We start from the raw sequence: 24,303 nt of genomic DNA, 5'->3' as shown, positions 1-24,303 counted from the left end.
GTGTGCGGCGGTGAGGTGACGGTGGTTGGGGGTTTGTGGTTTGGTTCCGTTTCCCCCCCCCCCCCCCCCACCGCCGCGCAGCGGTGGTGCACCCCCAAGATCCGCCGGAAGGGCTACCGCTTCGCGACGAAGACGTGTGCGGCGATGTCCGCCTCGAGCTCCGCGGCCTCGCCGCCGCTGCCGACCAGGACCCCGCCGGCCGACTCGGTCACGCTGACCACCGCGCCCGGCTGGACGCCCGCGCGCCGCAGTGTGTACATCAGCTGGGCGTCGGTCTGGATCGGCTCGCCGATGCGCCGGACGACGACCGTCTTGCCCTCGGTGCCCGGCTCCAGGTCCATCAGGCTGACCATGCCGGCGTTGAGGAACGGATCGGCCTCGGACTTCTCGCCCAGCTCCTCCAGGCCCGGGATGGGGTTGCCGTAGGGCGACTCGGTCGGGTGGCGCAGCAGCTCCAGCACGCGGCGCTCCACCGCCTCGCTCATCACGTGCTCCCAGCGGCACGCCTCGGCGTGCACCTGCTCCCACTCCAGGCCGATCACGTCGACCAGCAGGCACTCGGCCAGCCGGTGCTTGCGCATGACGCGGGTGGCCAGCCGACGGCCCTCCTCGGTCAGCTCCAGGTGGCGGTCGCCGGCGACCGAGACCAGGCCGTCCCGCTCCATGCGGGCCACGGTCTGGCTCACCGTCGGGCCGCTCTGGTCGAGCCGCTCGGCGATGCGGGCGCGCATGGGGACCACGCCTTCCTCTTCCAGCTCGAGGATGGTGCGGAGATACATCTCCGTGGTGTCGATCAGTCCGGACATGTGTGCCCCTCGATATGTCGTGCGCTGGCCCTGGACTCAATTCTGACGCATACCACCGACAACGGTGCCGCGTGCGGCGTCGGCGCGGACGCCGTATTGACAGGGCGCTGGTCAAGACCGCAACGTGATCCGCGCCACGAGCGTACGCACCGACCGTGCGCGCTCCCCACGCACCACCGGATTCCGAGCTAAGGAGCCCCGCAGCGATGAGCGAGAACAAGCTGGCCGGGCAGTTCTTCGACGCCGCGATCGGGCTGCTCCAGCGGGCTCGCGACGAGGAGGCCGACCACATCACCGCCGCCGGGGCCATGCTCGCCGACACGGTGGTGGACGGCGGCCGGCTCTTCGTCTTCGGTGCCGGGCACTCCTCCCTCCCCGCCCAGGACGTCGTCTACCGGGCGGGCGGCCTCGCCCTGATGAACCTCCTCGCCGTCCCGGGCGCCGTCGGCATCGACGTCATGCCCGCCACCCTCGGCAGCGCCCTGGAGCGGGTGAACGGCCTGGCCGGCGCGGTCCTGGACTCCAGCCCCGTGCGGCCCGGTGACGTCCTGATCGTCATCTCGCTGTCCGGTCGCAATTCCCTGCCGGTGGAGATGGCCATGAACGCCCGGGCCCTCGGCCTGAAGGTCATCGGCGTCACCTCCCTCGCCTACGCCGAGCAGACCAGGTCACGGCACGTCTCGGGCACCTTCCTCAAGGACCACTGCGACCTCGTCATCGACAGCAAGATCCCGCCGGGGGACGCGGAGCTGACCGCCGACGGCATCGCCGCGCCCTTCGCCCCGGCCTCCACCGTCGTCACCAGCGCCCTGCTGCAGGCCGTCGTCGCGACGGCCGCCGGTGAGCTGGCCGCCCGGGGCATCGACCCGCCCATGCTGCGCTCGGGGAACGTGGACGGCGGCCACGAGTGGAACGGGCGGGTGATGGCCGAGTACGGGGACCGCATCTTCTTCCGTCACTAGGCGGTGCCGCCTGCGGCGGCGAGCGCCCTGCGGGCGCGTCCTCAAACGCCGGACGGGCTTGATGTGGCTGAGCTCAGCCGGATAACAGCCCGTCCGGCGATTGAGGACACCGCCGGGCAGCGGTGGTGCGCCCAGACATTCCGCCTGGCCACCTCGGGCCACGGTTCAGCCGACAGGCCTGTCGCACCAGCCGACCGTCCCGGCCTCCGCCTCCGCTTTCGCCGCCGCCTCGGCCGTCACCGCGAGGTCGATCGACGCGGCCACCCGCGAGGCGACGTCCTCCGCGTAGGTCGCGTCCGCCCGGTCGAACGGGCGGCGGGAGGGGCCGCGCAGGAAGGTGACCGCCCCCAGGGTGCGGCCCCGGCTGCGCAGGACCGTGGCCAGGGCGTGCTCGGTGCCGTCCGGCCACTTGCGGGCCGGTGCCCAGCCGTCCGTACGGTCCGAGCCCGCCCGGACCGAACCGCAGCGCTCGACCGCCTGCAGCGCCGGGTGCCCGTCCGCGTAGGGCACCGGCAGCCCGCTCAGCGCCGCCGCCGGGCACGGCCCCGGCGCCCCGGCGGGCGTCGCGGCGGCCCGCAGCAGCCGGACGGTCCCCTCCGGGGCGGGCACCGGCTTCGGCAGCAGATCGATCACGGCGTGGTCGGCGAAGCCCGCGAGGGCGAAGTCCAGGTAGAGCGCCGCGCCCTCCATCGGGTCCTCGCACTCCGCGACCGCCCGTCCCGCGCGGTGCAGCTGGTTTCCCCTGAACCGCAGCCGCGCGCTCTCCTGCTCGGCCAGCCGCGTCTTCGTCACGTCCAGGAACAGCCACGCCACCCCCAGCGGCACGGGCTCCTCGGCGAGCGGGGACGCCAGCCGCAGGAAGCCGCTGCGCCAGCAGCGCCGCTCCGACGCCGCACCGGTGGCGTCCCGCAGCGTCACCCACAGATCGGTGGGCGCGGGCGGGGCCCCGGCGGCCAGTACGTGCTGGAGGGCACCCTCCAACTCCTCCACGCCCTGGTCCAGGAGATCGCCCAGCGGCCGGCCGAGCAGTGCCGTCCGGCCCGTGCGCAGCGCCCGTGCGGCGTGCGCGTTGGCGAGGGCCGGGCGCAGATCCGCGTCGACCAGCACCACACCCCAGGACGCGTCGCCGAACAGCCCCTCGCTCAGCGCGATCGACCGCTCCAGGTCGATCTGCGTGTGCACCTCGCTGAACGCGCAGTACACGCCCGTCGGCCTGCCGTCCGCGCCGGGGACGGCCGAGGTCTGGATGCGGACGAGGACCCGGCCGCCGTCCTTGGTGAGCAACGCGAACTCGTGCACCTGCCGCCCGGGCGTCTCCATCACGCCCAGCAGCCGCGCGGTGACCTCCTCGGCGTCCGCCGCGCGGCAGGCCCAGCCGGCCAGCCCGTGCCGCCCGACGGCCTCCTCGGCCGACCAGCCCAGTATCCGCTCGGCCTCGCGGTTCCAGTGGGTCACCGTGCCGTCCGCGTCGAACGCGCACAGCGCGGCGTCCATACCGTCGAGGAGCGCCGCGAGGAGGCCCGAGTCGTCGCTGTCGGCGGCGGCCCCGGTGCGGGTTCCGCGACGGGCAGGGCCGGACGGATGTGGAGCGGTCACGAGGTACCCCCTGCTGGACGCGTCTGCATGTCCTGCACGACGGGCCATTCAACTCGACCGTGCCCGGCACCACACCGACTTCGGCGAAATCGATGCCACGGGAAATTCGCTTGTCGTCCCGGGGGCCGTTTTTTACGCTGGGGGTACACGAGAAGGGAGGTGGTTCGGGACATGATTTCAGTCCGGACGCGTGAGGTGACTGCGGGCTAGCGCCCGTCGTCGCGCACAGCGCAACGCCGGCTTCGCCGGCCAATCCCAAGCAGTCACCCGATCCGTGGGCCGCCGAGTCGTCCGCTCGGCACCGCCGCGCCGCCAGGCGCGGCGGTAACCGGCCCACGGATCGTCTGCGTTTGTCGTACCGCTACGGGCAGAGCCGCTCGACGCGCCAGCCCGGCCCCTCGGCGGCTCGCACATACCGGAGCCGGTCGTGCAGCCGGTTCTCCCGGCCCTGCCAGAACTCCACGGTCTCGGCCGTCACCCGGAAGCCGCCCCACCCCGTGGGCACCGGCACCGGCTCGCCCTCCGGGTAGCGCGCCGCCAGCCGCTCGTACACCTCGTCGATCTCGCCGCGCGAGGAGACCACCGTCGACTGCGCGCTGGCCAGGGCGCCGAGCTGCGAGCCGTGCGGACGGGAGCGGAAATAGGCGGCCGTCTCCTCGGGTCCGACCCGCTCGGCGGTGCCCGTGACGATGACCTGGCGGGCGACGGGATGCCAGGGGAAGAGCAGCGAGATGTTCGGGTTGGCCGCCAGTTCGACGGCCTTGCGGGAGCCGTAGTTGGTGTAGAAGACGAAGCCGCGCTCGTCGTAGCTCTTCATCAGCACGGTCCTCGAGCTGGGCCGCCCGGCGGCGTCCGCGGTGGAGACGACCATCGCGTTCGGCTCGTGCAGCCCGGCGGCGACCGTCTCCGCGAACCACCGCGCGAACTGCCCGTACGGACTGTCGGCGAGGTCCGTCTCCAGCAGACCGCCGAAACGGTACTGCGCGCGCATCGCGGCGGGGTCGAGATCATCGGCGTGGGACACGCGGACATCTTGCAACACGGGCCGCCCACAGGGATACGGCGCGCGGGGGCGGAAGACGCGACCGAAGCCGCTCATCCTCCCCCGTACCGGGGTTCCCTAACCCTGCGGCGGACGAAACCCGCACTGTGCCGGACATCACCCTTCCCCGCATCTGGGGAACCCACCAAAATCACTTCGCAGGAAGCTGTGGCGCCCACACACCACCGGCTATCGTGTCCGGCCTGAGCGGACCCCGGCTTCCCCTCGAAGCCCGGTGCGCCGGCCGGGCGGGTACCGGGCGAAGAACCGGGCGTCGAGCCGGGTGAAGAACAGCCGCACGGGGCATGACCGGGTTGACCGAAACGGACCGCGAGCCGCGCCGAGCAGCCGCGTAACCGCTTCGGGGCCGCCAACAGCAGCCGTAGAAGCAGTCACGGCCACCACCGTGGCCGGCAGCCGCTTGTCACACATCATGAGGAGCCGCCTGATGTCCGACTTCGTACCCGGACTCGAGGGAGTCGTCGCGTTCGAGACGGAGATCGCCGAACCCGACAAGGAAGGCGGCTCTCTCCGCTACCGAGGCGTCGACATCGAGGACTTGGTGGGCCAGGTCTCCTTCGGGAACGTCTGGGGCCTGCTGGTCGACGGCGCGTTCAACCCCGGGCTGCCGCCCGCCGAACCCTTCCCGATCCCCGTCCACTCCGGTGACATCCGGGTCGACGTCCAGTCGGCACTCGCGATGCTCGCGCCCGTCTGGGGCCTGAAGCCGCTCCTCGACATCGACGAGGCCACGGCGCGCGACAACCTCGCCCGGGCCGCGGTGATGGCGCTGTCGTACGTCGCCCAGTCGGCGCGCGGCCAGGGCCTGCCGATGGTGCCGCAGAAGGAGATCGACAAGGCGGAGACCGTCGTCGAGCGCTTCATGAAGCGCTGGCGCGGCGAGCCGGATCCCAAGCACGTCAAGGCCGTCGACGCCTACTGGACCTCCGCCGCGGAACACGGCATGAACGCCTCCACGTTCACCGCCCGCGTCATCGCCTCGACGGGCGCGGACGTGGCCGCGGCCCTGTCGGGCGCGGTCGGCGCGATGTCCGGCCCGCTGCACGGCGGCGCGCCGTCCCGTGTCCTCGGCATGATCGAGGAGATCGAACGCACGGGCGATGCCACGGCGTACGTCAAGCAGGCCCTGGACCGCGGCGAGCGCCTCATGGGCTTCGGCCATCGCGTCTACCGCGCAGAGGACCCCCGCGCCCGCGTCCTGCGCCGCACGGCCAAGGAGCTCGCCGCACCGCGCTTCGAGGTCGCGGAGGCCCTGGAGAAGGCCGCTCTGGAAGAGCTCCACAACCGCCGCCCCGACCGGGTCCTGGCCACGAACGTCGAATTCTGGGCGGCCATCGTCCTGGACTTCGCGGAGGTCCCGGCGCACATGTTCACGTCGATGTTCACCTGCGCCCGCACGGCGGGCTGGAGCGCCCACATCCTCGAACAGAAGCGCACGGGCCGCCTGGTCCGCCCGTCGGCCCGTTACGTGGGGCCGGGGACCCGGGACCCGCGCGAGGTCGCGGGCTACGAGGACATCAAGGGCTGACGCCCGACGGATTCGCTACGGCCCGCTCCCCGGCCCGGGGGCGGGCCATTCGCGTCAGCGCAGGACTCCGTCCAGGACCCGCGCCCACTGCTCCACCACCCGATCCCGCCGCGCCGAGTCGTCCGTCAGCAGATTGGCGAGCCCCAGTCCCCGCGCCATGTCCAGCAGGCCCTGCACCGTCTCGCGCACCCCCGGGCGGCCCTCGTCCGCCCCCAGCAGCTCCACCGCCATCCGGTGCGACTCCCGCCCGACGCGCGCCTCCAGATCCGTCACCCGGGGCCGCAACTGCTCCTCGTGCGCGGCCGCCGCCCACAGTTGCAGCGCCGCGCGGAACAACGGGCCGGTGTAGAGGCCCACCAGCGCGGTGACCACCGCCCGCGTACGGTCCGGGCCACGCGGCATCAGCGTCCGCAGCGCCGCCGAACGCTCCTCCGCGACGTACTCCACCGCCGCCGTGAACAGGTCCTCACGGGTGGGGAAATGATGCTGCGCCGCGCCCCGCGACACCCCGGCCCGCTCGGCGACCACCGCCACCGTCGACCCCGCCCAGCCGTACTCCGCCAGGCACGCGATGGCGGCCTCCAGCAGACGCTGCCGGGTGGCCCGGCTGCGGTCCTGCTTGGGCGTGCTCACCGTGCCCATTGGGGTTCCCGCCGCTCCAGGAACGCCGTCATGCCCTCCCGCGCCTCCGCCGACGCGAAGAGCCGCGCCGACTGCCCGGCCAGCGCCTGGGTATCGCGGTCGAAGGCCCGCAGCACCTCGGCCGTCACCAGCCGCTTGGACTCGGCGAGCCCCTGCGGCGAGGCCCGGCGCAGCCCGTCGAGCACCGGTACGAGCACCTCGTCCGGGTCCCCGGCCAGGGTGATCAGCCCGATCCGGGCCGCCTCCCCGGCATCGAACCGCTCGCCCGTCAGGTAGTACCGGGCGGCGGCCCGCGCGTCCAGGCGCGGCAGCAACGGCAGCGAGATGACGGCGGGCGCGAGCCCCAGCCGCGCTTCGGTGAACGCGAACGACGCACCCTCCCCCGCCACCGCGATGTCGCACGCCCCCAACAGCCCGAGCCCCCCGGCCCGCACATGTCCCGTGACCCGGGCGACGACCGGCTTCGGCAGCTCCACCACCGCACGCAACAGCCGCGCGAGCCCGAGCGGGGCCGTCGTGTCCGACCCGGCCTCGCTGAGGTCCGCGCCCGCGCAGAAGGTGTTGCCGGTGTGCGTCAGAAGCACGGCACGGGTGTCCGCGTCCTCGGCCGCCCACGCGAGACCCGCGTGCAGTTCGCCCACGAGCCGGGCCGAGAGAGCGTTCCGGTTGTGCGGGGAATCCAGCGTCAGGGTGGTGATGCCGTGCTCGTGCGAGCGGCGAACCAACATCCTCGAAACACCTTTCCTCAGTACGACTTGGGCAGGCCGAGCGTCTGATGCGAGACGTAGTTGAGAATCATCTCCCGGCTGACCGGTGCCACTCGCGCCACCCTCGCCGCGGTGATCAGCGAGGCCAGCCCGTACTCCGACGTCAGCCCGTTGCCCCCGAGGGTGTGCACCGCCTGGTCCACGGCGTGGACGGCGGCCTCCCCGGCGGCGTACTTCGCCATGTTGGCGGCCTCGCCCGCACCGGCGTCGTCACCCGCGTCGTACAACGAGGCGGCCTTCTGCGTCATCAACCGCGCCAGCTCCAACTCGATGTGCGCCTGCGCCAGCGGGTGCGCGATCGCCTGGTGTGCGCCGATCGGCCGGTCCCACACCTCACGGGTACGGGCGTAGTCGACGGCCCTCGCCACCGCGTACCGGCCCATCCCGATCGCGAACGCGGCCGTCATGACCCGCTCGGGATTGAGCCCGGCGAACAACTGCAACAGACCCGCGTCCTCGTCACCGACAAGCGCGTCGGCGGGCAGCCGCACATCGTCCAGCACCAGCTCGAACTGCTTCTCAGGAGCGGCGAGTTCCATGGATATCCGCCGCCGCGAGAACCCGGGCGCGTCACGCCCGACGATGAACAGACAAGGCTTGAGCCTGCCCGTCCGGGCGTCCTCGGTCCGCCCGACGACGAGGGTCGCATCAGCGATGTCCACACCGGAGACGAACACCTTACGACCGGTGAGAACCCAGTCGCGGCCGTCCCGACGGGCGGTCGTGGTCAGCCGGTGGGAGTTCGACCCGGCGTCCGGCTCGGTGATCCCGAAGGCCATCTTCGCCGTACCGGCCGCGAGCCCCGGCAGCCAGGCGCACTTCTGCGCGTCCGTACCGAACCGGGCGATCACCGTCCCGCAGATGGCGGGCGAGACGACCATCATCAACAACGGGCACCCGGCGGCACCCAGCTCCTCCAGCACGATGGCGAGTTCGGTGATGCCGCCGCCCCCACCCCCGTATTCCTCGGGCAGATTCACCCCGAGATAGCCGAGCTTGCCGGCCTCCGCCCAGAGCTCGTCGGTGTGTATGCCGTCGCGTACGACGGAGGCGAAGTACTCCCGCCCGTACCGCCCGCCCAGGGCGGCGACGGCGGCGCGCAGATCGCGGTGTTCCTCGGCCTCGACGGTGGCATGGCTCATGGCGTGGTCTCCTCGGTGGTGACGACGGCGAGCAGGGCTCCGACCTCGACCTGACGACCGGGGACGGCGTGCAGAGCGGTGAGCGTGCCATCGGCGGGCGAGACGACGCGATGCTCCATCTTCATCGCCTCCAACCACAGCAACGGCTGCCCGGCCTGTACGGGCTTCCCCACCGCGAGCCCGTCCGCGACCCGCACGACGGTGCCGGGCATGGGGGCGAGCAGTGACCCGGGTTGGGCACGCGCAGCGGTTTCGGGGAACCGGGGAAGGGCGGTGAGGGAATGCGATCCGAGGGAGGAATCAACATAGACGCTCCTCGGGGAGTAGGTGACCACCTCGAAGTCCCGCCGAACGCCATCCACTTCAAGAACGACACCATCAGTAGTGGCGGCCACCAGCCGAACCCCGTCAAACCCGTCCGCGACGAGGCCGTCGCGCCCCAGCCGATACCGGATCTCGACCTCGTCGTCACCGGCGCGATAGCGCTTGACCTGGGGCTGGGAGGGCACGTTGCGCCAGCCGCCGATGCGGTTCGGTACGGACGTCTCTCCCGCCCACCCGCCCTTGTTGTCCGGGGGTTGCACCCCCGGGCCCCCCGGACGCCGCGCGGCCGCGTCGGCAAGGGCAGCAGCCAGGGCGGCAAGCCGCACAGCGCCTCCCTCGTCGGCACAGGTCAGCTCGTCGAGATGCCGCTCGTAGAACCCGGTGTCCATCTCCCCCGCCAGGAACTCCGGGTGCCGGAGGGACCGTACGAGAAGGGAGCGGTTGGTCACCGGCCCATGGATGCGGGCCCGCTCAAGCTCGTAGGCGAGGCGCCGCACGGCCTCGTCCCGCGTCGGGGCCCAAGCGATGACCTTGGCGAGCATGGCGTCGTAATGAACACCGACAACATCACCGTCATCGACACCGGAATCGATGCGCAGCCCGGCAGCCGGGACACCACGGGAGGTGACGGGGTCGCAGGGGTGGGGGTCCGGGACGCTGACGTGTATTTGCGGGCCCAAGTTCGGGTTACCAGAAGGATGCTGGGTTCCGGGCCCGTAAATATACGGTCCCGGATCCCCGCCCCGGAGGCCCCGGCGCCGTACCCCGAACGCACCGGCCCCCGCCTCCGCACCCACCGACAGCCGGTGCACCACACCCGCCCATGGCCGCCACGACCGCGCCGGATCCTCCGCGTACAGCCGAGCAGACACCGCATGCCCCACCGGCGACGGCGGCGCGCCCAACGCCGCCCCCTCCGCCACCCGGATCTGGAGCGCCACCAGGTCCACCCCGTACACGCACTCCGTCACCGGGTGCTCCACCTGTAGCCGGGTGTTCATCTCCAGAAACCACGCACGCTCACCCGACACCAGAAACTCAACCGTCCCGGCCCCCCGGTAACCGACGGCCGAGGCCGCCGCGACAGCGGCCGACCGCAACGTCTCCCGCAACCCGACGGACAGCCCAGGCGCAGGCGCCTCCTCCACCACCTTCTGGTGCCGACGCTGAAGCGAACAGTCACGCGTCCCCAATGCCCACACCGTCCCGTACGCGTCGGCGAGGATCTGCACCTCCACATGCCGCCCGCCCTCGACGTACGGCTCGACGAACACAGAACCATCCCCGAAGGCAGCAGCAGCCTCGGCCCGAGCGGAGTCCAACTCCGCACGCAGAGCGCCGAGTTCACGAACGACCCGCATCCCCCGCCCACCCCCACCGGCGGCAGCCTTCACCATCACCGGCAGATCGGCGGCAGCGACCGAAGACGGATCCACGGACGTCAGCAAAGGCACCCCCGCCGCCGCCATCAGCTCCTTCGCCCGTGTCTTCGACGCCATCGCCGAGATCGCCGACGGCGACGGCCCGATCCACACCAACCCCGCGTCGGTCACCGCCGCCGCGAACCCCGCGTCCTCGGACAGGAAGCCGTACCCGGGGTGGACCGCGTCGGCCCCCGCCGCGAGCGCGGCCCGGATCACCAGCTCGCCCCGCAGATACGTATCGGCCGGCGCCGATCCCGGCAGCCGGACGGCGGCGTCCGCCTCACGGACGTGCGCCGCGGAGGCGTCGGCGTCGGCGTACACGGCCACCGTGCCGATGCCGAGCGTTCGGCAGGTACGGAAGACACGTCGGGCGATCTCGCCACGGTTGGCGACAAGCACAGAGCGGATCACGGGCACGAAACCTCACATCCGGAAGACGCCGAAGCCACCGCGCGCACCTTCGACGGGCGCCGTGTGGATCGCGGACAGACACAGCCCCAGCACGGTCCGCGTGTCACGCGGGTCGATGACCCCGTCGTCGTACAGCCGGCCGGACAGGAACATCGGCAGGGACTCCGACTCGATCTGCGCCTCGACCACGGCCCGCAGCCCCGCGTCGGCCTCCTCGTCGTACGGCTGCCCCTTCGCGGCGGCGGACGCGCGCGCGACGATCGACAGCACCCCGGCGAGCTGCTGGGGACCCATGACGGCGGACTTGGCGCTGGGCCACGCGAAGAGGAAGCGCGGGTCGTAGGCCCGCCCGCACATCCCGTAGTGCCCGGCCCCGTAGGAAGCGCCCATGAGGACGGACAGGTGCGGCACGCGCGAGTTCGACACCGCGTTGATCATCATCGCGCCGTGCTTGATGATGCCGCCCTGCTCGTAGTCGCGGCCGACCATGTAGCCGGTGGTGTTGTGAAGGAAGACCAGCGGAATGTCCCGCTGATTGGCGAGCTGGATGAACTGCGCGGCCTTCTGTGACTCCGCGCTGAAGATGACACCCTGGGCGTTGGCCAGCACGCCCACCGGGTAGCCGTGCAGCCGGGCCCACCCCGTCACCAGACTGGGCCCGTACAGAGGCTTGAACTCGTCGAAGTCCGAGCCGTCCACGATCCGGGCGACGACCGAGCGGGGATCGAAGGGGACCTTCAGATCACCGGACACGATCCCGAGAAGCTCGTCCTCGTCATACCTGGGAGGCTCAACAAAAGGGGCCGAATCGGGGTGGGCCTTACGCCAGTTCAGCCGCGCCACCACCCGCCGCGCCTGCCGCAGCGCGTCGGCTTCGTCGACGGCGAAGTAGTCGGCGAGGCCCGACACGCGCGCGTGCATGTCCGCGCCGCCGAGCGATTCGTCGTCGGACTCCTCGCCGGTCGCCATCTTCACCAGCGGCGGCCCGCCGAGGAAGACCTTCGCCCGGTCCTTGACCATGATCACGTGGTCGGACATCCCGGGGACGTACGCACCGCCCGCCGTCGAGTTCCCGAAGACCACCGCGACGGTCGGGATCCCGGCGGCGGACAGCCGCGTCAGGTCGCGGAACAGTGCGCCGCCGGGGATGAAGATCTCTTTCTGGCTGGGCAGGTCCGCGCCGCCGGACTCGACGAGGTTGACGCACGGGAGCCGGTTGGCGTAGGCGATCTCGTTGGCGCGCAGGGCCTTCTTCAGCGTCCAGGGGTTGCTGGCGCCGCCCCGCACGGTCGGGTCGTTGGCCGTGACGACGCACTCGACGCCTTCGATGACGCCGAGGCCGGTGACGAGGGACGCACCGACGGCGTAGTCACTGCCCCAGGCGGCGAGGGGGGACAGTTCCAGGAAGGGTGTGTCGGGGTCGAGGAGAAGCTCGATGCGTTCGCGTGCGAGGAGCTTGCCGCGCGCTCGGTGCCGGGCGATGTACTTCTCGCCGCCACCGGCGACGGCGCGGGCGTGCGCGGCGTCGAGCTCGGCCAGTTTGGCCAGCATCATCGCGCGGTTGGCCGTGTACTCGGGGCTCGACGGGTCGAGCCCGGACGCCAGCAGGGTCACAGCAGCACCTCCGGTATCTCCAGATGGCGGGAGCGCAGCCATTCGCCCACCGCTTTGGCCTGCGGGTCGAAGCGCGCCTGGGAGGCGACGCCGTCGCCGAGCAGCCCGTCGACGGTGAAGTTGAGCGCACGGAGGTTCGGCAGGAGATGCCGTTCGACGGCGAACCCACCCACCTCCGGCAGAAGTTCGACGAATCGCGCCACAGTCAGCTCGTGCGCGAGCCACCGCCAGGCCTCGTCGGTGCGCACCCACACCCCGACGTTCGCGCTGCCGCCCTTGTCCCCGCTGCGGGCCCCGGCGACGAGCCCGAGGGGGGCACGGCGGGTGGGGCCGACGGGAAGAGGAGGAGGAAGCGCCGGTTCAACCTGCACGGAACCAGGGGCCGCGCCCGGCGACGGCGGCAGAACGGGCACACACGTGCCGTCCGGGAGAACAGCGGTGTGCGGCACGTCGCCCGCGTCCACGTACGCCGCCTCGAAGACACCGTAGGGCGCCCCCTTGCCGGGCGGCGCGGTGACGTGGAAGCCGGGGTAGCCGGAGAGGGTCAGTTCCACGGCGGCGGCGCCGACGGTCCGGCCCACGGCCTCCTGATCCCGGTCGCGCACGACGAGCCGCAGCAGCGCGCTCGCCTCCTCCTGTACGGGCACGTCGGCCCGGTCCGTACGGGCGAGGGTCCACCGGACCTCGGCGGGCCGGGCCTTCGCGAAGACGGCCTCGAACTGGTCTTGCACCAACCGCGCCTTGGCTTCGATATCGAGGCCGGTCAGCACGAACACGACCTCGTTGCGGAAGCCGCCGATCCGGGTCAGCCCGGCCTTGAGCGTCGGCGGCGGGGCCTCGCCGCGCACCCCGGAGATCCGCACCCGGTCCGGGCCGTCGGGGGCCAGCCGGGCGGTGTCCAGCCGGGCCGTCACGTCGGGGCCGAGGTAGCGGGGGCCGGACGTCTCGTACAGCAGCTGCTCGGTGACCGTGCCGACCGTGACGGCACCGCCGGTGCCGGGGTGCTTGGTGATGACGGCCGAGCCGTCGGCGTGGATCTCGGCGAGGGGGAAGCCGGGGTGGCGGACGTCGTGCTCGCGGAAGAAGGAGTAGTTGCCGCCGGTGGCCTGCGCGCCGCACTCGAGCACGTGCCCGGCGACGACCGCGCCCGCGAGGGGGTCGAGGTCGGCGGCGGTCCACCCGAAGTGGGCGGTGGCGGGCCCGGTGACCAGTGCGGCGTCGGTGACCCGGCCGGTCACGACGACGTCGGCACCAGCGGTCAGACACGCGGCGATCCCGGCACCGCCCAGATAGGCGTTGGCGGTGAGCACGCCCGTTCCCCAGTCGCGCACCCCCAGCAGATCGTCACCGGTGACGTGCGCGACCCGCACGGGCACGCCGACGCGTTCCGCCAGCTCGCCGATCCGCCGGGCGAGGCCGGCGGGGTTGAGCCCGCCCGCGTTGGTGACGATCTTGACGCCCCGGTCGGCGGCCAGCCCGAGACCTTCCTCCAACTGCGCGAGGAAGGTCTTCGCGTACCCGAGGCCGGGGTCCTTCAGCCGGTCGCGGCCGAGGATGAGCATGGTGAGTTCGGCGAGGTAGTCACCGGTCAGCACATCGAGGGGGCCGCCGGTCAGCATCTCGCGCAGGGCGTCGAAGCGGTCGCCGTAGAAGCCGGAGGCATTGCCGACGAGGAGGGGGCGCGGCACGGTCATCGGCCGCCTCCCTCGGGCGCGCGGTCGGCGGGCGCGCGACCTCCGGGCTCGCCTCCCCCGGGCTCGCGGCCGAGGGCCTCGCGGCCCGCGCCCGGCGGGCCGGCGAAGGCCTGGGCGATGTCCAGCCACCGGTCCGCGTCGGGGCCGGTCACCCGGAGGGCGAGGTCGGCGCGGTGGGCGCGCTGGGTGGCCAGCAGACAGAAGTCCAGGGCGGGCCCGGTGACACGCTGGGCCGCGTCGTTCGGCCCGTACGTCCACAGGGTCCGCCCGTCGGGGGCGAGGAGTTCGACGCGGAACTCCTCCGTCGGCAGCGGGAGTCCGCGCACCGCGTACGCGTAGTCCCGGGCCCGCACCCCCATCCGCGCCACGTGCCGCAGCCGGTCCGTCGGGAGGCGCCGGGCGCCCAGCGCGTCGGCGACGTCCTGGCCGTGCGCCCACGTCTCCATCAGACGGCCGGTGGCCATGGAGGTGGTGCTCATGGCCGTCCCGTACCAGGGCAGCTTGGCCGCCGTCGGCATCGCCGCCAGTGTCCGGGCCAGCTCGGCGCGCCCGGCGCGCCACCGGGCCAGCAGCTCGCCGGGCGGTGCCGCTGCCCCGGCCCGCGCGGCCTCGTCGACGAAGGTCTCCGGCGCCGCGAGGGCCTTCTCGGCCTCCCGAGCGAAGCCCTTCGGGTCGGCGGCGGACTGTGCGGCTCGCTCATCGGTCCACGCCAGGTGGGCGATCTGGTGCGCGACGGTCCAACCGGGGGCGGGGGTCGCCCGCCGCCAGTCCTCGGCGGTCAGCCCGACCACCAGCGCGTCCAGCTCCTCGCCTTCCGCCCGCAGGTCCGCGAGTACGTCCGCGAGCACTTCCGCCTGGTCGACCACACCGTGCTCCCCTCGAAGGGTGATGTCCGTACGCTTGCCCTTACAAGCAGGGCGAGTTGGGGCTCGACGAACGGTCCGGCGCGCCCGGGCAGAGCGTGGCAGCGGCCGGAGAAACAAGCAAGCGTGCTTGCATTATTTTTGGCCAGGACCGGCGTGGCGCCCGGGGCCGCAGTCGTGGCCGCGAGCACCCTCGCAGTGGGGGCCGTCATCGCGGCCGGGGCGGCAGTCGCAGCCAGGGCCACCCTCGCGGCCCAGGCCGTCACCCTGCTCCTGAGCATCGCGCGCCCTCGCGGAGAGCGCCTCCGCGAGGACCTCCGCGAGATGCCGCCCGCGCCGTCCGGCGAGCTGTTCGAGCTGGGTCCGGCAGGAGAACCCGTCCGCCAGCACCTCCGCCCCTTCCGGCGCCTCCCGCACCGAAGGCAACAGCTGTTCCTCCGCGCACGCGACCGACACGTCGTAGTGCCCCCGCTCGAACCCGAAGTTCCCGGCCAGACCGCAGCAACCGCCGCTCAACTCACCGTTCAGGCCGACACGCTCCCGCAGCCGCCGCTCGGCCGCGTCACCCAGGACGGCGTGCTGATGGCAGTGCGTCTGCCCGACCACGGGCCGGTCGAGACGCGGGGGCTCCCAGTCGGGAGCGCGCTCCTCGAGGTACTCAGCGAAGGTGCGCACGGACGCGGCGAGTTCGGCGGCGCGCGGGTCGTCCGGGATCAGTTCCGGGAGGTCGGTGCGGAGGGTGGCCGCGCAGCTCGGTTCGAGGACGAGGAGAGGGAGCCCCAGGGCCGGTCCGAGGCGGTCCAGGGTTCGGCGCATGACCTTGCGGGCGTGGTCCAGCTGACCGGTGGATACCCAGGTCAGCCCACAGCACAGCCCCTTCTCGCCGGGCAGTACGACCTCTTTGCCCGCCGCCTCCAGCACACGGACGGCGGCCCGCCCCACGGACGGGGTGAGGTGGTTGGTGAAGGTGTCCGGCCACAGGACGGTCACCTGATCGCTGGAGCGGACCTGGGGCCGGTCGCCGTGCCGGGCCCGTACCCGCCTGGCCAGCCACTGGGCAAAGGTTTCCGGAGCGAGCTCCGGCAGCGCCCGTTCCGCCGCGATCCCCCCAATCCGCTTGGCGAGAGCAGCCACCGGGCCCACCCGAAAAGCCGCGTTGACCACGGGACCGAGCCGGGCGGCCCCCGCGACCCGCAGCCACACCGGCAGCCATCCCATGGCGTAGTGTCCGGCGGGCCGTAGCCGGCCCGCGTAGTGGTGGTGGAGGAACTCCGCCTTGTACGTGGCCATGTCCACCCCCACCGGGCAGTCGCTACGGCACCCCTTGCACGACAGGCACAGGTCCAGCGCCTCCCGCACCTCCTCCGAACGCCAGCCGTCCGTGACCACCCCGCCCCGCTCGCCCGCGAGCATTTCGTGCAGCAGGCGCGCGCGCCCGCGCGTGGAGTGCCGCTCCTCGCGCGTCACGCGGTACGACGGGCACATCACGCCCGTAGCGCCCGTCTTGTCACGGCACTTGGCCACCCCCACGCACCGCCGCACCGCCGCCGTGAAGTCCCCGCCGTCGTGCGGATAGCCGAACTCCACCGGCACCGGCCGCCTCGGCAGCACCGCGAAACGCAGGTTCTCGTCCAGACGGTGCGGGCGGGCGAGGATGCCGGGGTTCAGACCGCCCGCCGGGTCCCACAGGTCCTTGACGTGCTCGAAGAGGGCCACGAGCTCCGGCCCGTACATCCGGGGCAGCAGCTCCGCCCGCGCCTGGCCGTCCCCGTGCTCGCCCGAGAGCGAGCCTCCGTGCGCGAGCACCAGGTCGGCCAGGTCACCGGAGAACTCCCGGAAGCGGCGCACCCCCGCTTCGCCGAGCAGATCGAAATCGATGCGCACGTGCACACAGCCGTCACCGAAGTGCCCGTAGGGCGTACCCCGCAGCCCGTGGTGGGCCAACAGCGCCCGGAATTCCCGCAGATACGCCCCGAGCCGCGCCGGTGGTACCGCGCAGTCCTCCCAGCCCGGCCAGGCCTCGCTGCCGTCGGCCATCCGGGTCGCGATACCGGCCGCGTCCTCCCGTACCCGCCACAGGGCGCGCTGCCCGCGCGGATCCGTGACGACGGTGTGCCCGGCCGCGCCGTCCGCGACCGCCGCCCGGCTCAGTTCGGCGGCCCGGGCCGCCGCCTCGCCCGGCGTCGCCCCGCCGACCTCGACGAACAGCCACGCGCCGCCCTTCGGCAGCCCCGGGGCGTCGCCCACCAGATCGGCCGCCATGCCCTCGACGGTCAGCGGCCCGTACCGCAGCAGCAGGTGCGCCGCCTCCGCGGCGGCGCTCTCGTCGGCGTACCCGAGCACCGCCAGCGCGTGGGCGCCGGGCGTCTCCACGAGCCGGAGCGTCGCTTCCGTCAGCACCCCGAGCGTGCCCTCGCTGCCGGTGAACGCCCGCGCCACGTCGGTGCCCCGCTCGGGCAGCAGCGCGTCCAGCGCGTACCCCGAGATGCGGCGGGGCAGCGCGGGGAATCCGGTCCGCAACCGCGCCAACTCCCCCTCCACCAGCGCCCGCAGCCCCTCGGCGAGCCGCGGCGGCAGGCCGCCCCACCCCTGCCCGAGCCGGGCCCGTTCCCCGGCGTAGGTGAGCACGTCCAGCGCGCGCACGTTGTCGGCGGTGGTCCCCCACGCCACGGAATGGGCGCCGCACGCGTTGTTGCCGATCATGCCGCCGAGCGTGCAGCGCGCCTGCGTAGAGGGGTCGGGGCCGAACGTCAGCCCGTGCGCACCCGCCGCCGTCCGCAGCTCGTCGAGAACCACGCCGGGCTGTACGACGGCCGTACGGGCGTCCGGATCGATACGGACGATGGCGTTCATGTGCCGGGTGAAGTCCAGCACCACCCCCACGCCCGTGGCCTGCCCGGCGATCGACGTCCCGCCGCCGCGTGCCACGACCGGCACCCCGTGTTCCCGGCACACGGCGAGGGTGGCGGCGACGTCGTCGGCGTCCTTCGGGGCGACGACGCCGAGCGGGACGCGGCGGTAGTTCGAGGCGTCCATGGTGGTCAACGCGCGGGCGGTGGTGCCGAAGTCGACATCGCCACGGACGGTGGCGCGGAGCGCGGCCGACAGTCCTTCGCGATCATCCATGGGAGTCAGGGGATCAGCCATGGGCTCAGCCTGCCCGAGGGGAACGCCGGAACACGGGACCGGACGCCCCGCCCGCCTCTTCCACCTCCGCCGTTACCTGCGTCTCATCGGGCGGACAGCCTCCCGTGACCCGCGCCGCGACGGATTAGGCTGCCCCCGTGGCTGATATCCAGATCCCCGCTGACATCAAGCCCGCCGACGGTCGCTTCGGCGCGGGCCCGTCCAAGGTGCGTACGGAGGCGCTCAGCGCCCTGGCTGCCACCGGAACCTCTCTCCTCGGCACGTCCCACCGCCAGGCCCCGGTCAAGAACCTGGTCGGCAAGGTGCGCGACGGCGTCCGGGACCTCTTCTCCCTCCCCGAGGGCTACGAGGTGATCCTGGGCAACGGCGGCTCCACCGCCTTCTGGGACATCGCGACCCACGGCCTCATCGAGTCCAAGTCGCAGCACCTCACCTTCGGCGAGTTCTCGTCCAAATTCGCCAAGGCCGCGAAGCTCGCCCCGTGGCTGACCGAGCCGACCGTGATCTCCTCCGAGCCGGGCACGCACCCGGAGCCGGTGGCCGAGGCGGGGGTCGACGTCTACGCCTTCACCCACAACGAGACCTCCACCGGTGTCGCCGCGCCGATCAAGCGCGTCGCGGGCGCCGACGAGGGCGCGCTCGTCCTGGTCGACGCGACGTCCGGCGCGGGCGGTCTGCCCGTGGACATCACCGAGAGCGACGTCTACTACTTCGCTCCCCAGAAGTCCTTCGCCTCCGACGGCGGCCTGTGGCTGGCGGCCTTCTCCCCGGCGGCCCTGGAGCGCGCGGCCCGCGTCCACGCGTCCGGCCGGCACATCCCGGAGTTCTTCTCGCTGCCCACCGCGATCGACAACTCCCTCAAGAACCAGACGTACAACACCCCGGCCCTCTCGACACTCTTCCTGCTCAATGAGCAGCTCGAGTGGCTCAACGGCCAGGGCGGCCTGGACTTCGCGGTGCGCCGCACGGCGACGTCGGCGCGCACCCTCTACGGCTGGGCCGAGGCGTCCAAGCACGCGAACCCCTTCGTCACCGACCCGGCGAAGCGCTCGGCCGTCATCGGCACGATCGACTTCTCCGACGACGTCGACGCGGCGGCCATCGCCAAGGTGCTGCGCGCCAACGGCATCGTCGACACCGAGCCCTACCGCAAGCTGGGCCGCAACCAGCTGCGCGTGGCGATGTTCCCGGCGATCGACCCGGCGGACGTCGAGGCGCTGACGGCGTGCGTCGACTATGTGATCGAGCGCCTGTAGCAACTGTGTGAGACACGTTCGCCCGGGCCAGGCGGCCCGGGCGTTCGCGTTCCATTCGCGGCCTACCGCCGGCGGAACACCCGCCGCAAGGCCACGACCAGCAGCGTCGCGACCGCGAAGGTGCCGGCGCCGATGGCGAGGTTGCGGTTGCGGTCGTCACCTCCGCCGTCACCCAGACCGCTCTCGGTCCGGCCGTCGCCCTTGTCGTCGGCGGGCGCCTTCCCGGCGTGGTCGGGCAGCAGATCGCCCTCCAGCGGGACGGGCGACACCTGGCTGCGGACGCCCTCCGTGCCGTACATCAGCGTCCGGCCGTCCGGAGTGAACGTGACGGACTCGCCCTGCCGTTGCAACGGCACGTTCGGTCGCCCGATCTCCTTCGGACGGCCGTCCTCCCAGCGGTACTCGCGGACGTCGAAGTAGCTGCGCACCACGAGCCGCGTACCGTCCGGCGAGAACGCCCCGTCGGTCGCCCACAGTTTGATGTCGGCGACGCGCCGGAACACATTGGTCCCGGACGCGGAGAGCTTCTCGGGACCGGCGAAGAGCCCACCGCCCGAGCGGTGCTTGCTGGCGATGTAGACCCGCCCGGTCCTGGGGTGCACCATCAGCGATTCCGCGTCGCGCGGACCGCCCTCGTACTGGACCGCGTACCGCACCGGGGTGACGGTGACGTCCTTCAGTTCCTTCGGCTCGGCAAACCTGTAGATCCACACCTTGGGCCAACTGCCCCCGAGGTTGTCGCCGATGTCGCCCACGTAGACGTTCCCGTCGGGCCCGATCGAGATGGCCTCCACGTCACGGGGGTCGATCCCGCTGAGCGTGACGGTCGCAAGCGTGCGTCCCGTACGGCTGTCCACGGCGTATACGTACGGGCCGTCGTCGCTGTCGTTGTGCGTCCAGTACACGCCGGGGTGCGCGCGGCTCGCCGCGAGGCCGCTGGACTCCTTGATCCGCGGGTCCTGGACGGTGAACGCGGAGGGCGTCCCGCCGTCGGCCACGGCGGGCGTGGCGGCGGGCAGCACGGTGAGTGCGGCGAGCGCGGTCAGCGCGGCGATTGCGGGGGCACACAGGAGCGGACGCATGGCCCAAGCCTGCCATCGCGGGCGGCGAGCGTGGGAAGGGCGCCCGTCGGCGCGCGCGTCCCGTCTCCGAAAACCGGTCGCGCGGCCGTCGGTACGGGTGCTAGCGTCCCCGGCATGAAGCGCGCTGTTGCTATGAGCATGACGACGACGCCGGAGAGTGTCCCGGCGCGCTGACAGCTGTTTTTGTCCGAAGCCCCGGGGCGAGTGCCCCGGGGCTTCGCCATGTGGTCACTCGCCTCACCGCCCGTGAGGAGATCACGATGCCCGACCGCCTGCCTGACCCGATGCACGACCACCGCAAGCTCGGCCGCGAGCTGGACCTGTTCGACACCGATCCGCTGATGGGCGCGGGTCTGCCGTACTGGCTGCCCGACGGCGCGGCCGTCCGGCACGCCCTGGAGGAGTACATCCGCGACGCCGAGCGGCACGCGGGCTACCGCCACGTGTACTCGCCCGTCCTGGGCAAACGGGAGCTGTACGAGATCTCCGGCCACTGGGCGCACTACAGCGACGACATGTTCCCCCCGATGGACCTCGGCGGCGAACAGATCGTCCTCCGCCCGAGCCTGTGCCCCCACCACGCCCTGATCTACCGCTCCCGCGCCCACAGCTACCGCGAACTGCCCCTGCGCATGGCGGAGCTGGGCGGCATGTACCGCTCCGAACTCTCCGGCGTGCTCGGCGGGCTCACCCGCGTCCGGTCGATCCAGCTGAACGACGCGCACGTCTTCTGCACCCCCGACCAGGCCGCCGACGAGGCACGGGCTGCCCTGGAACTGATCCGCGAGGCCTACGCCACCCTCGGCATCCGCCCCACCCGCTACCGCCTCTCCCTCCCGGGCGCGGGCGGGAAGTACGTGGCCGACCCTGCCCTGTGGCGCCGGGCCACCGACCTGCTGACCGAGGTCCTCGACGCCTCCGGCGTGCCGTACGAGGCCGCCGAGGGGGAAGCCGCGTTCTACGGCCCCAAGATCGACGTCCAGATCACCGACGGCGCCGGCCGTGAGTTCACCCTGTCCACCGTCCAGATCGACTTCCACCAGCCCGAACAGTTCGACCTGCACTACATCGGCCCGGACGGCGCCAAGCACCGGCCGGTGATGGTCCACCGCAGCGTCATCGGCAGCGTGGAACGGGCCGTGGCCCACCTCATCGAACTGCACGGCGGCGCCTTCCCCGCCTGGCTGGCCCCGACCCAACTGGTGGCCGTCCCGATCTCCGAGGCGGAGGTCCCGCAGGCCGCCGCGCTCGTACAACGCTGCGTCGAGCAGGGCCTGCGCGCGGAACTCGCGGGCCCGGAACACGGCACCCTGGGCGCCCGCATCCGCGCCGCCCGGCTCGTCCCCTACCAGGCGGTGATCGGCGCCCGGGAGGCGGCGGACGACCAGATCGCGCTGCGCCTTCGCGACGGACGGCGCCTGGACGCGATGCCTGTGGCGGAGGCGCTGGCGCGGATCGGTGCGGCGGTCGACGCGCGCAGTGGGGAACTGTGGGAGGCAGGCGGGTGCGGGGCCGATGACTAGCCCGCCCCCAGCTGTACTAGGGGCGGTCCAACTAGTCACGGCTCGGTCCTCGCCCGTGATTTTTGCCGGTCCCGGGCGGGGGCCACTCCAACATTAGCTCTCGGCGCTCCCCCGCGTCAGCCCACAGGGGGTGGCGCTGAGTCGCTCGTGGATTGTCGGCGGTGAGGCGTCCGCCGGGCTACGTGCGGGGTTACTCCCCGGCGGGCCGGTAGTCGAGGATCAGGGCGCCGGAGGCGAACGTGTTCGTGCCGCCCAGCTTCCACGTCGACGTGGGGGCACCCTCCGGGAAGAGCCGCTTGCCCTTGCCGACGACGACCGGGTGCACCCACAGCTTCAGCTCGTCCACCAGGCCCTCGGTGATGAGCGAGCGGATCAGGGCGCCGCTGCCGTATATGAGGATGTCCCGCTCGTACTTCTCCTTGAGCGCGGTGACCTGCTCGCCCAGGTCGCCCTTGATGACCTCGGCGTTCCACTCGGCCGACTCCAGGGTGGCACTGGCGACGTGCTTGGGCATCGCGTTGATCCGGTCCGCGAACCCGTCCTCGTCGGTCATGCCCGGCCATGCCTGGGACATGCCCTCGTAGGTCTCCCGGCCCAGCAGCAGCGCATCGGCGGCGAAGAGCGCCTGGTGCGCGTACCGCCCGTGCTCCTCGTCGAAGTAGGGGGCCGTCCAGGCCGGGGCCTCCATGACGCCGTCCAGCGACAGATAGACCAGTGCGACGATCTTGCCCATAACAACCCCCATGACGTCTGTTTCCCTCAACACAACTCGGACGCGGGCACGGCGAGATGGCAGGAGCCGTGCCGTGAAGGCGCCCTACTGCTGATGAAGTTAGGGCACACCACTGACAACGGGGCTTCGGCCCCGCATCAGACCGGTGGCCAGGGCCCGAGTGGGCCCCGGCCACGCGCCGCAACGGCGTCCGCGCAGCTGGCGCAGCAGAACGAGGAGAAGGCGTGATCGAAAACCTTCAAGCGATGGCCACCGGGCGGTGTCTGTCCGTGCTCGATCTGGCTCAGGAACTGATCCGGCTGCCGAGTCGGGGCGGGATCGACGACTATGGGCCCGTCCTGGGAGTGCTGGAGGGCTGGCTGACGAGCCAGGGACTGTCGCACCGGCGCCTGCACGACGACACCGGTGCGCTGGTCGGCCTAGTAGTGGAAGTCGTGGGCGGCAGGCCGGGCCCCTGGTGGGCCCTGGACGCCTGCATGGACACCGCGCCGTTCGGGGACGAGAGAGCGTGGTCATTCCCACCGACGGCTGGGGACGTAGTTGACGGCTGGCTGCGCGGCCGCGGTGCGGCGGACTCCAAGCTCGCTGCTGCGATGTTCTGCCACATCGCCGCCGACCTGCAAGCTCGCGCCGCCGACCTGCACGGCGGCCTGGCTGTGCTCCTGGACGTGGACGAGCACACCGGCGGTTTCGGCGGCGCCCGCGCCTACCTCACCGACCCGCAGGCGGCCCGTCCAGCTGGGGTGATGATCGGCTACCCCGGGCTGGAGGACCTCGTAGTCGGTGGCCGCGGGCTGTGGCGGGCCGTCGTCTCGGTCCACGCGCCTTCGGGACACTCCGGATCGAGCCGCACCGTCGTGGGCGCCATTTCCCGCGCCGCCCACCTCGTGCGCCTCCTGGAAGCGGCCGAACTGCCGGGTGGGGGCGGGGATGGCGATCAGGGGTTCCCGCTCCCGCCGAAGCTGTCGGTGACTGCCTTCCACGGCGGTCAGGGCTTTTCGGTGACCCCAGATCTGTGCGAGTTGAATATCGATGTCCGCACCACGCCCGCCTTCGATGCCGACGATGCGGAGACGCTGGTGCGCAAGACAGTGGCCGAGCTCGACGCGGAGCTACCCGCCCCCCGGCCGACCGGGATCAACCCGGTGGCCAGCTGGCCACCGTTCCGGCTGGACACGCACGAGCAGCCGGCCGCCGCCCTGTTGAACGCCGCCGTTGCCGAGGGGTTGACGGTGCGGGCGAAGACAGCGGGCCCGTCGAACATCGGCAACCTCCTGGCAGGCAAAGGCATCCCGGCCACCGCCGGGTTCGGCCTGGCCTACGAGGGACTGCACGGTATCGACGAACGGGCACGGCTCGCCGAACTGCCGCAGGTCTACGCCGTCTACCACCGGGCCGTCCTCGACCTCCTGCAAGCGCTCTGATACCTCCCAGCCCTGTTCCATGAACGCCCCAGATCCACTCCCAGCAAGTCCGCCCGGACGCACCGGCACGGCCGTCGAGCTGGACGCCGGCACCTGGCGCCGACAACTGATCGTCGACACCCGGGCGCTCCATGCACTGGAGGCCGTGGACACAGCCCGGAACGACGGCCTGTCGTGGGGGACACAGAAGCTCCGAGCCGGGGACCTCCTTCACCGCACGACCTACCTCTCCGTCGGGCCGGCCTGGGAGGCACCGAAGCCGGTCCCGCGGACGTAGCGGCCCCCTGTCAGCGCCAGGCAGC

The 24,303-nt window shown here is 72.4% G+C and carries 19 protein-coding genes; 6 read left to right on the top strand and 13 right to left on the bottom strand.

Annotation, left to right across the window (positions count from 1 at the left end):
- Positions 1-113 precede the first annotated feature (113 nt).
- On the bottom strand, positions 114-806 hold the full coding sequence (locus tag ACZ53N_RS16500; protein ID WP_130879416.1) for a metal-dependent transcriptional regulator: 693 nt from the start codon (positions 804-806) through the stop codon (positions 114-116).
- Between the two features lie 206 nt (positions 807-1,012).
- Between ACZ53N_RS16500 and ACZ53N_RS16495 the strand changes: the two genes are divergently transcribed.
- Complete coding sequence (locus tag ACZ53N_RS16495; RefSeq protein WP_469141541.1) at positions 1,013-1,768, top strand: SIS domain-containing protein; 756 nt, start codon at positions 1,013-1,015, stop codon at positions 1,766-1,768.
- Positions 1,769-1,933: 165 nt separating this feature from the next.
- Here ACZ53N_RS16495 and ACZ53N_RS16490 read toward each other — a convergent pair whose 3' ends face one another.
- Positions 1,934-3,364: a PAS domain-containing protein gene (locus tag ACZ53N_RS16490; RefSeq protein WP_469141540.1), complete on the bottom strand. Its 1,431-nt coding sequence runs from the start codon at positions 3,362-3,364 to the stop codon at positions 1,934-1,936.
- Between the two features lie 361 nt (positions 3,365-3,725).
- Complete coding sequence (gene pdxH, locus ACZ53N_RS16485) at positions 3,726-4,355, bottom strand: pyridoxamine 5'-phosphate oxidase (RefSeq protein WP_469141620.1); 630 nt, start codon at positions 4,353-4,355, stop codon at positions 3,726-3,728.
- Positions 4,356-4,854: 499 nt separating this feature from the next.
- Between pdxH and ACZ53N_RS16480 the strand changes: the two genes are divergently transcribed.
- Positions 4,855-5,955, top strand: a complete 1,101-nt coding sequence (locus ACZ53N_RS16480; protein WP_469141539.1) for a citrate synthase 2 — start codon at positions 4,855-4,857, stop codon at positions 5,953-5,955.
- A 54-nt stretch (positions 5,956-6,009) separates the two neighbouring features.
- Here ACZ53N_RS16480 and ACZ53N_RS16475 read toward each other — a convergent pair whose 3' ends face one another.
- The 8 genes from ACZ53N_RS16475 to ACZ53N_RS16440 all read right to left on the bottom strand — a co-directional run bounded on the left by ACZ53N_RS16475 (position 6,010) and on the right by ACZ53N_RS16440 (position 17,962).
- Positions 6,010-6,597, bottom strand: a complete 588-nt coding sequence (locus tag ACZ53N_RS16475) for a TetR/AcrR family transcriptional regulator (protein ID WP_469141538.1) — start codon at positions 6,595-6,597, stop codon at positions 6,010-6,012.
- Positions 6,585-7,325, bottom strand: a complete 741-nt coding sequence (locus ACZ53N_RS16470) for an enoyl-CoA hydratase family protein (protein ID WP_469141537.1) — start codon at positions 7,323-7,325, stop codon at positions 6,585-6,587. The genes ACZ53N_RS16475 and ACZ53N_RS16470 overlap by 13 nt, the downstream gene beginning before the upstream one ends.
- A gap of 17 nt (positions 7,326-7,342) precedes the next feature.
- Positions 7,343-8,506, bottom strand: a complete 1,164-nt coding sequence (locus ACZ53N_RS16465; RefSeq protein WP_469141536.1) for an acyl-CoA dehydrogenase family protein — start codon at positions 8,504-8,506, stop codon at positions 7,343-7,345.
- Positions 8,503-10,665 (bottom strand): ATP-binding protein, encoded by a 2,163-nt coding sequence (locus ACZ53N_RS16460; RefSeq protein ID WP_469141535.1) that lies wholly within the window; start codon positions 10,663-10,665, stop codon positions 8,503-8,505. Before ACZ53N_RS16460 ends, ACZ53N_RS16465 begins: the two co-directional genes overlap by 4 nt.
- 12 nt (positions 10,666-10,677) lie before the next feature.
- A complete protein-coding gene (locus ACZ53N_RS16455) occupies positions 10,678-12,279 on the bottom strand; it encodes an acyl-CoA carboxylase subunit beta (protein WP_469141534.1) in 1,602 nt (533 codons plus the stop codon).
- Positions 12,276-13,973, bottom strand: coding sequence for an acyclic terpene utilization AtuA family protein (locus ACZ53N_RS16450; protein WP_469141533.1), 1,698 nt, complete (start codon positions 13,971-13,973; stop codon positions 12,276-12,278). The genes ACZ53N_RS16455 and ACZ53N_RS16450 overlap by 4 nt, the downstream gene beginning before the upstream one ends.
- Positions 13,970-14,839, bottom strand: a complete 870-nt coding sequence (locus ACZ53N_RS16445) for a TIGR03084 family metal-binding protein (RefSeq protein ID WP_469141532.1) — start codon at positions 14,837-14,839, stop codon at positions 13,970-13,972. Before ACZ53N_RS16445 ends, ACZ53N_RS16450 begins: the two co-directional genes overlap by 4 nt.
- A gap of 132 nt (positions 14,840-14,971) precedes the next feature.
- On the bottom strand, positions 14,972-17,962 hold the full coding sequence (locus ACZ53N_RS16440; protein ID WP_469141531.1) for an FAD-binding and (Fe-S)-binding domain-containing protein: 2,991 nt from the start codon (positions 17,960-17,962) through the stop codon (positions 14,972-14,974).
- Positions 17,963-18,120: 158 nt separating this feature from the next.
- Here ACZ53N_RS16440 and serC point away from each other — a divergent pair, with 158 nt between their 5' ends.
- The gene (serC, locus tag ACZ53N_RS16435) at positions 18,121-19,239 is read left to right on the top strand and encodes a phosphoserine transaminase (protein ID WP_469141530.1); all 1,119 of its coding nucleotides are present in this window, start codon (positions 18,121-18,123) and stop codon (positions 19,237-19,239) included.
- Positions 19,240-19,301: 62 nt separating this feature from the next.
- Here serC and ACZ53N_RS16430 read toward each other — a convergent pair whose 3' ends face one another.
- The gene (locus ACZ53N_RS16430; protein WP_469141529.1) at positions 19,302-20,321 is read right to left on the bottom strand and encodes a hypothetical protein; all 1,020 of its coding nucleotides are present in this window, start codon (positions 20,319-20,321) and stop codon (positions 19,302-19,304) included.
- A 284-nt stretch (positions 20,322-20,605) separates the two neighbouring features.
- On the opposite strand from ACZ53N_RS16430, the gene thrS reads away from it, so the two are divergent.
- A complete protein-coding gene (gene thrS / locus ACZ53N_RS16425) occupies positions 20,606-21,844 on the top strand; it encodes a threonine--tRNA ligase (protein WP_469141619.1) in 1,239 nt (412 codons plus the stop codon).
- A 190-nt stretch (positions 21,845-22,034) separates the two neighbouring features.
- Here thrS and ACZ53N_RS16420 read toward each other — a convergent pair whose 3' ends face one another.
- Positions 22,035-22,589, bottom strand: coding sequence for a dihydrofolate reductase family protein (locus ACZ53N_RS16420; RefSeq protein ID WP_469141528.1), 555 nt, complete (start codon positions 22,587-22,589; stop codon positions 22,035-22,037).
- Positions 22,590-22,822: 233 nt separating this feature from the next.
- On the opposite strand from ACZ53N_RS16420, the gene ACZ53N_RS16415 reads away from it, so the two are divergent.
- The gene (locus tag ACZ53N_RS16415) at positions 22,823-24,001 is read left to right on the top strand and encodes a M20 family metallopeptidase (protein WP_469141618.1); all 1,179 of its coding nucleotides are present in this window, start codon (positions 22,823-22,825) and stop codon (positions 23,999-24,001) included.
- Positions 24,002-24,020: 19 nt separating this feature from the next.
- The gene (locus ACZ53N_RS16410; RefSeq protein WP_469141527.1) at positions 24,021-24,278 is read left to right on the top strand and encodes a hypothetical protein; all 258 of its coding nucleotides are present in this window, start codon (positions 24,021-24,023) and stop codon (positions 24,276-24,278) included.
- The last annotated feature ends 25 nt before the right edge of the window (positions 24,279-24,303 follow it).

It is taken from the genome of Streptomyces sp. NPDC033229 (genome assembly GCF_055576875.1).
This window is presented reverse-complemented; position numbering and strand designations above follow the sequence as displayed.